Raw genomic sequence first — 7,370 nt, 5'->3', positions numbered from 1 at the left:
TTCGCTGAACTGTTGCTGGAAGACTACAAAGCCTCCCTGAAATATCTCAGCGATCACCCGAAACTGCAGGGTATTGCCCAGCAGAACAGCTTTAAACATACCTGATAACAGGATGTTATAAGGAATCTCAGCCCCGGCTAGCAAGCCGGGGCTGAGAGTTCGACCAGAATATAACCCGGAAATATTGGTTTATATTCATATTGTTATTAAGTTGTATAATGTATGAATGTTTATAAATTATAATGATATAAGTGAAATATCACCTTAAGGTATTATTCGCCTGGTATTCATTATCTTGCATTTTTATCTATTCATTTTTTGTATTATAAACACCATAATTCTGCGTAATTTATTCCACTCATTATCATTTTTCTCACCGCTTCGTTTAAATTTATATGCCAGTAAATTTGACTTAGATATAATGCGTGCTACATTAATAAACAGTAATATGTTTATGTTATATTAAGTCAACTATGCAATCACAACATGGCACTTGTCTCATTGCGTACGCAAGACATAAATATATTCTCACCATGGCTGATGGTGAATATCGCTATTTTAATGGCGGTGATTTGGTCTGCGCGGATGCAAATCATGTTTTAGTTTCTAATTCCTTAGAAAATATAGTATTTGTCACGAAGGAAACGCTTTCATTATTCCTCCAGATTCTCAAGGAGGAGGCGTTAAATTTTCATGCTCATAAAAAAGTACCTTCGTTAATTATTCACCACTGTGCCAGAGAAATTCCATTTTTTCAGGAAGTTATGCAACTCTCGCAGCAAACTAATCTCCGCTATGGTGAGGTATTGCGCAAAAGAGCATTAATATTTGCATTATTGTCCGTTTTTCTTGAGGATGAGCAGTTTATACCGCTACTGGTGAACATATTACATCCCAATACGCGCACGCGAGTTTGTACAGTTATCAACAATAATATCGCTCATCAATGGACATTATCACAGATCGCCAACGAGTTACTGATGAGTCAGAGTCTGTTAAAGAAAAAATTGCGTGAAGAAGATACGTCTTATTCACAACTGCTCACCGCATGTAGAATGCAGCGTGCATTACAACTTGTTGTAATGCCTGGTATTCCAATAAAACGCGTGGCAATGTCCTGTGGCTATAACAGCATGTCATATTTTATTTACGTTTTTCGAAATTATTATGGGATGACACCCACAGAGTATCAGGAACAAATAGCACAAGGAAAGTTCAATGGCGACTCAATGACAAGACTTGTTACAGAAGAAAATTTTAGAGTTCGGCTGTAAGAATAAGATTACAACGTCTGCCCGAACATAAAAAAAACCCGGCATAGGGGACCGGGAAGAGGATAGTCTGCCGTCTCCAGACTAATAAACCGTTATAACACTCCCTGTTGGCACGGGAAACTTTTGTGCTCTCAGTAAGTTAAATATAACGTTTGCTGGAGATAAGATCAGCCAAATTTTTATAAACATAGGCTATACGATTTTTAAAAATATATTATTATTGTATTTACTTATTTCTAATTAACTGTTATGCAAATTTGCGTAATAGGTAAAGTATGATCCTACTAAATATGGCAGTTTTAGTCCTGAAGAACAGTCAGGCATCATTTCATCAGTATACTGAAATTGAAATAATCGCAGTAATGGAATATAAGGGATAGTCATGGCTCATGTTTGCTCGGTGATCCTCGCCTGCCGTTCGTTTGATATTTATCATGAACAGCAAAAAATATCGTTGAACAAAGCGAGTATTCTACTACTGGAGAAAAATTTGGCAGACGATTTTTCGTTTTGTTCACATGATACGCGACGTTTGGATATCGATGAGCTGACGGTTTGTCATTACTTACAAAATATTCGTCAGGCACCACATAATTTGGGGCTACATAACAAAAATCGTTTATTAATTAACCCAGAACCGCCAATGCCTCTGGTGATAGCGATTTTTGATAGTTTTGCTAAATCCGCTGTAAATTCTCCTATATTGAGCAATATGCTCTATCTTTCCTGCTTATCAATGTTTTCTCATAAGAAAGAGCTTATCCCTTTACTTTTTAACAGTATCAGCACTGTATCGGGGAAAGTTGAACGTATTATTAGCTTTGATATAGCCAGGCGTTGGTATCTGCGTGATATCGCAGAAACAATGTATACCAGTGAGAGCTTAATCAAAAAAAAGTTGCAGGAAGAAAATACTTGCTTCAGTAAAATATTACTCGCCTCGAGGATGTCGATGGCCAGAAGACTACTTGAGTTACGGCAAGTTCCTCTACATACCATTGCTGAAAAATGTGGGTATAGCAGTACGTCGTACTTTATAAATACATTTCGACAATATTATGGCGTCACACCACATCAGTTTGCACAGCATTCGCCGGGAACCTTCTCCTGATTGCATATCTCATTTGGGTATTGGTCAGGATCTCACAGTCGCTGCATGTAAAAATCTTTCCTGATTATCTCTGCCGGAACCAACGGCAAGTTCTCTTTGGCAGTTCGCAAACGGGTATTAGTATTTTCAGGAGGAAAAGACGCGGCATGTTTGGGATTATTAAGCTAACAATTCATATAATTACGGGAATGCTGGTCTGTATTGTGCTGTTCAAATTGATGACCAATGGCTGGAGTGGTTTCTACTTTCACTGCTGTTTGTTAAGTCTGGTATTCCTCACGATTAGCTGGTTGTTGAGTAGTGAGTGGTTGCGAGGAAAGAGTAAGGCTGAACGCTCATGTTCAACCTTACTCTCATTCATACGTTACGCTTTTTTAAAGCGGGCAAAGAGATGTTCCACAACGACAAAAAAGACGGGAACGAAGTAAATTGCCAGCACAGTTGCTGCAAACATCCCCCCCATAACGCCTGTACCTACCGCGTTTTGTGCGCCGGAACCTGCGCCATGACTGATAACCAGCGGCAGTACGCCGAGAATAAAGGCCAGAGAGGTCATGAGGATTGGGCGTAAACGCATCCGCGCCGCTTCGATAATCGCTTCTACCGGTGTTTTGCCTTCTTTCTGCATCATCTCAACCGCAAATTCGACGATCAGGATGGCGTTCTTGGCGGAAAGCCCGATGGTGGTCAGCAATCCGACCTGAAAGTAGACGTCATTGCTTAAGCCGCGCAGGTCAGTTGCCAGTAATGCACCAATGACACCCAACGGTACAACTAACATCACCGAGAACGGAATTGACCAGCTTTCATACAGCGCGGCGAGGGCGAGGAACACCACGACCAGTGAAATGGCATACAGTGCGGGAGCCTGGTTGGATGATAACGCTTCCTGATATGACAACCCGGTCCAGGAGTAGCCGACGCCCGCCGGAAGTTTAGCGACCAGATCCGCCATAAATTTCATTGCGTCACCGGTACTTTTCCCGGCAGCGGCTTCCCCTAAAATCTCCATCGACGGAATGCCGTTGTAACGTTCCAGTCGCGGCGAACCGTAGGTCCATTCTGTTGAAGAATAGGCAGAAAGCGGCGCCATCGTGCCAGAGGCGTTGCGTACATACCATTGGTTGATGTTGTCCGGCAGCATACGGAACGGCGTTCCTGCCTGGACATACACTTTTTTCACACGCCCCTGATTGAGGAAGTCATTGACGTAGCTACTGCCGAAGGCGGTAGAGAGGGTCTGGTTGATATCAGACAGTTCCACGCCCATCGCTTCGGCTTTCGCGGCGTTGACGTTCACTTTGAACATCGGTGTATCTTCCAGGCCGTTCGGGCGAACCGCTGTTACCTGATCGGGTGATTGTGCTGCCAGCGACAACAACTCGTTTCTCGCCTGGGTCAGCTTTTCGTGCCCCAGGTTGCCGTTGTCCAGTAGTTCCATATCAAAACCTGATGCTGTACCCAGCTCCGCTACCGCAGGTAAGTTGAACGGGAAAATCATCGCTTTATTGATACTGCTCAGAGCCACCATTGCCCGCTGAATGATTGCGGTCACTGAGTTTTCCTCGCCGACACGTTCAGACCACGGCTTGAGGCTGATAAACGCCAGACCGTTGTTTTGCCCCTGACCGCTGAAGCCAAAGCCGCCAACGGTAAACACCGACTGGACATTATTTTTCTCTTTTGTCAGATAGTAATCTGTCACCTGTTGCAGCACTTTCGTGGTGTTAACCATGGTGGAACCTGACGGTAACTGCGCGGTGGTCATAAAGACCCCCTGATCCTCTTCCGGTAAGAAAGAGGTCGGTGTACGCAGGAACAGCACCGCCATCCCCGCACAAATCAGCAGGTAAACCACCATGTAACGACCAGTGCAACGCAGCAGTGAGCGGGTGCTGTCGGTATAGTGTTGAGTCGATTTTTCAAACAGATGGTTGAAGCGTTCGAACAAGGCGTTCGGTTTGTGACCACCTTCCGGTGCGGCTTTCAGAATGGTGGCGCAAAGTGCCGGGGTCAGGCTCATCGCCACAAACACCGAAAGCAACATGGATGAAATCAGCGTAATGGAGAACTGGCGATAAATTTCCCCGGTCGCGCCGCTCATAAAGGCCATTGGCATAAACACGGCGGACAGAACAACGGCAATCCCGACCAACGCACGCTGGATTTGCCCCATCGATTTATGCGTCGCTTCCTGCGGCGGCAGTTTATCTTCCGCTATCACGCGCTCGACGTTTTCCACCACCACGATGGCGTCATCTACCAGAAGCCCTATAGCTAACACCATCCCGAACATGGTGAGGGTGTTGATGGTAAAACCGACCGCCGACAAAATCGCGAACGTACCGAGAATAACCACCGGCACGGCGATAGTCGGGATAATCGTAGCGCGAATGTTTTGTAAAAACAGGTACATGACCAGGAAGACGAGGATGATCGCCTCAACCAGCGTTTTGAAAACTTCCTGAATTGAAATTTGGATAAACGGTGTGGTGTCGTAAGGATAAACCGTCTTCAGGCTGGCGGGGAAATAGGCTGATAAGCGGTTGAGTTCTGCTTTTACTGCCCGCGAGGTATCGAGCGCGTTTGCCCCGGTAGCCAGTTTGATGGCGATACCGGCAGCAGGTTTGCCGTTATAGCGCGCCACGGTGGAATAATCTTCCGCCCCCAGCTCGACGCGAGCAACGTCGCGCAGCAATACTTGCGAACCATCTTGCTGAACTTTTAGCAGGATTTTGCCAAATTCTTCCGGCGTTTGTAGACGCGTCTGCACAATGATTGAGGCGTTCAGTTGCTGGTCTGCCGCCTGTGGCATCCCCCCCAGTTGACCGCCGGAAATCTGGTTGTTTTGTACTTTGATTTGGGAAATAACATCAGAAGGAACGAGATTGTATTTATTGAGTTTTTGCGGATCCAGCCAGATACGCATGGCGTACTCTGAACCAAAGAGCTGTACGCTACCGACGCCTGCGGTACGGCTTAGAGGGTCTTTAATATTAGACGCCACATAGTCCGCGATGTCGTACTGGTTGAGGCTGCCGTTATCAGAGATAAACGCTGCCACCATCAGGATATTGCTGCTCGATTTATTGACGCTAATTCCTTGTTGCTGTACCGCTTCGGGGAGCGATGGCATGGCGAGTTGCAGTTTATTTTGTACCTGAACCTGCGCGATATCGGGCGATGTTCCCGTCTCAAAGGTCAGGGTGATGGATGCATTACCTGCTGCATCGCTGGTTGATGACATATACATCAGGCCATCAAGCCCATTCATATTTTGCTCAATCACCTGAGTGACCGAGTCTTCTACTGTTTGCGCATCAGCACCCGGATAGGTGGCGCTGACGGTGATGGTCGGCGGCGCAATCTGCGGATACTGCGCAACCGGTAAGTTCATGATCGCCAGACCGCCTGCGAGCATCAAAATAATGGCAAGTACCCAGGCAAAAACCGGGCGATCAATAAAATAGTTAGCCATGAAAGTCCCCTTAAGCCTGCAACGTTATTGTTTCGATTCGGTGCTGGCGTTTTCCTGGCTGGAGGAAATTGCGCGTGCTTTGATACCCGGATGTATGCGTTGCAAACCGGAAACGATCACCCGATCGCCAGCTTGCAAACCAGAGGTAACAACCCACTGATTTCCGATAGCTTTGGTAGCGTTAATTTCGCGTAACTGCACGACATCGTCTTTATCCAGAATGAGTGCCGTCGCTTTACCCTGAGCGTTGTGAGTAACGCCTTCCTGCGGCACCAGTAACACATTCTGGCGACTACCTTCATCCACTAACGCTGTGACGTACATGCCTGGCAGTAAGTCACCATTTGGATTGGGGAAGATCGCGCGCAACGTGACGGAACCCGTGGTTTCATCTACTGTCGGGTCGGAAAATTTCAGCGTGCCGGTCTGGCTGTAACGTTTGCCATTTTCCAGATTAAGCTGCACAGGCGTACTGCCCTGAACCTGCTTGATCTGCCCACTGGCGACCTCTTCTTTCATGCGCAAAAAATCCTGCACCGACTGCGTGAGATCGACATAAATCGGATCCAGACGCTGCACAGTGACCAGGGAATCAGCTTGATTAGCAGTAACTAATGCGCCGACGGTTACCGACGATTTTCCGCTGACGCCCGTAATCGGCGAGGTGACATTCGCGTATTGCAGATTGATCGTCGCCTGCTCAACAGCCGCTTTGGCGACGGTGACATTGGCTTCTGCCTCATTCAGTTGGGTGCGCGCGGTGTCGTAATCCTGACGGCTAACGTAGTTGGTCTTCAGCAACGATGCCTGGCGGTTAAAGGTGATGCGGGCATTGCTGGCGGTGGAGAGAGCTTTCGCCAGCGAACCTTTGGCAGAGTTCAGCTCTGCCTGTAAGGGTGCAGGATCAATCTGATACAGCGAGTCGCCCTGGTTAACTTTATCGCCTTCGATAAAGTTGCGTTTAATGATAATGCCGCCCACCTGGGGACGTATCTCAGCAACTTCATAAGGAACTGTTCTGCCGGGCAGTTCGCTCATCACATTGACCGAACCGGGAGAGAGTGTCACCACACTCACTTCAGGTGTCATGGCGGCGGCATTTTCCGTCGATTTGTCATCGCAGGCGGTGAGCATCGCGCCGCAGAATAACAACGGTATTAACAGTATTCTTTTTCTGTTCATTTTAGTCCCTGAAAACTCGTGAGAAATAACGGTTCTTTGAATTACGCGTGGGGTGAGGTATGAGGGATTTACAGACCAGCGGCATAATGCAAGTCATGAGGTTGTAAGCCAGCGAGGAAGCATGTAGGCAGAGTGACCAATATTGTGACGTTAATGGCAAAAAAAATGTTGCCGTTCTGCCGACAGTCTCTGTCTGCATCCGGGCAACGAAGGTTTCTACTGGTGGATACATAAACCAGGGGAATAAGTTCGTTTTCGCTTCTCCTTGGGTTATCACCGGGAGTAATGGAGTCAGCATTTGCATCCCTCGTCATGCCAGCCATTA

5 protein-coding genes are annotated in these 7,370 nt (G+C 46.9%); 3 read left to right on the top strand and 2 right to left on the bottom strand.

All coding sequences use genetic code 11. The features are described from left to right. The 3 genes from A7Z29_RS23745 to gadW form a co-directional block, all read left to right on the top strand. A partial coding sequence (locus A7Z29_RS23745) for a hypothetical protein (protein ID WP_000385218.1) occupies positions 1-105 on the top strand: 105 nt, incomplete at its 5' end. 368 nt (positions 106-473) lie between these two features. Further along, complete coding sequence (gadX, locus tag A7Z29_RS12360) at positions 474-1,274, top strand: DNA-binding transcriptional regulator GadX (RefSeq protein ID WP_105290302.1); 801 nt, start codon at positions 474-476, stop codon at positions 1,272-1,274. A gap of 382 nt (positions 1,275-1,656) precedes the next feature. Continuing rightward, a complete protein-coding gene (gadW, locus tag A7Z29_RS12355) occupies positions 1,657-2,385 on the top strand; it encodes an acid resistance transcriptional activator GadW (protein ID WP_000951545.1) in 729 nt (242 codons plus the stop codon). A gap of 364 nt (positions 2,386-2,749) precedes the next feature. Here the strand turns inward: gadW and mdtF are convergent, their stop codons facing one another. Both mdtF and mdtE read right to left on the bottom strand, forming a co-directional pair. After that, on the bottom strand, positions 2,750-5,863 hold the full coding sequence (gene mdtF / locus A7Z29_RS12345; protein WP_000024839.1) for a multidrug efflux pump RND permease MdtF: 3,114 nt from the start codon (positions 5,861-5,863) through the stop codon (positions 2,750-2,752). A gap of 24 nt (positions 5,864-5,887) precedes the next feature. Beyond that, positions 5,888-6,997, bottom strand: a complete 1,110-nt coding sequence (gene mdtE, locus A7Z29_RS12340; protein WP_309245663.1) for a multidrug transporter subunit MdtE — start codon at positions 6,995-6,997, stop codon at positions 5,888-5,890. Positions 6,998-7,370: the final 373 nt, after the last annotated feature.

Source organism: Escherichia sp. MOD1-EC6842 (genome assembly GCF_002965705.1).
Classification (GTDB): Bacteria; Pseudomonadota; Gammaproteobacteria; order Enterobacterales; family Enterobacteriaceae; genus Escherichia; species Escherichia ruysiae.
This window is presented reverse-complemented; position numbering and strand designations above follow the sequence as displayed.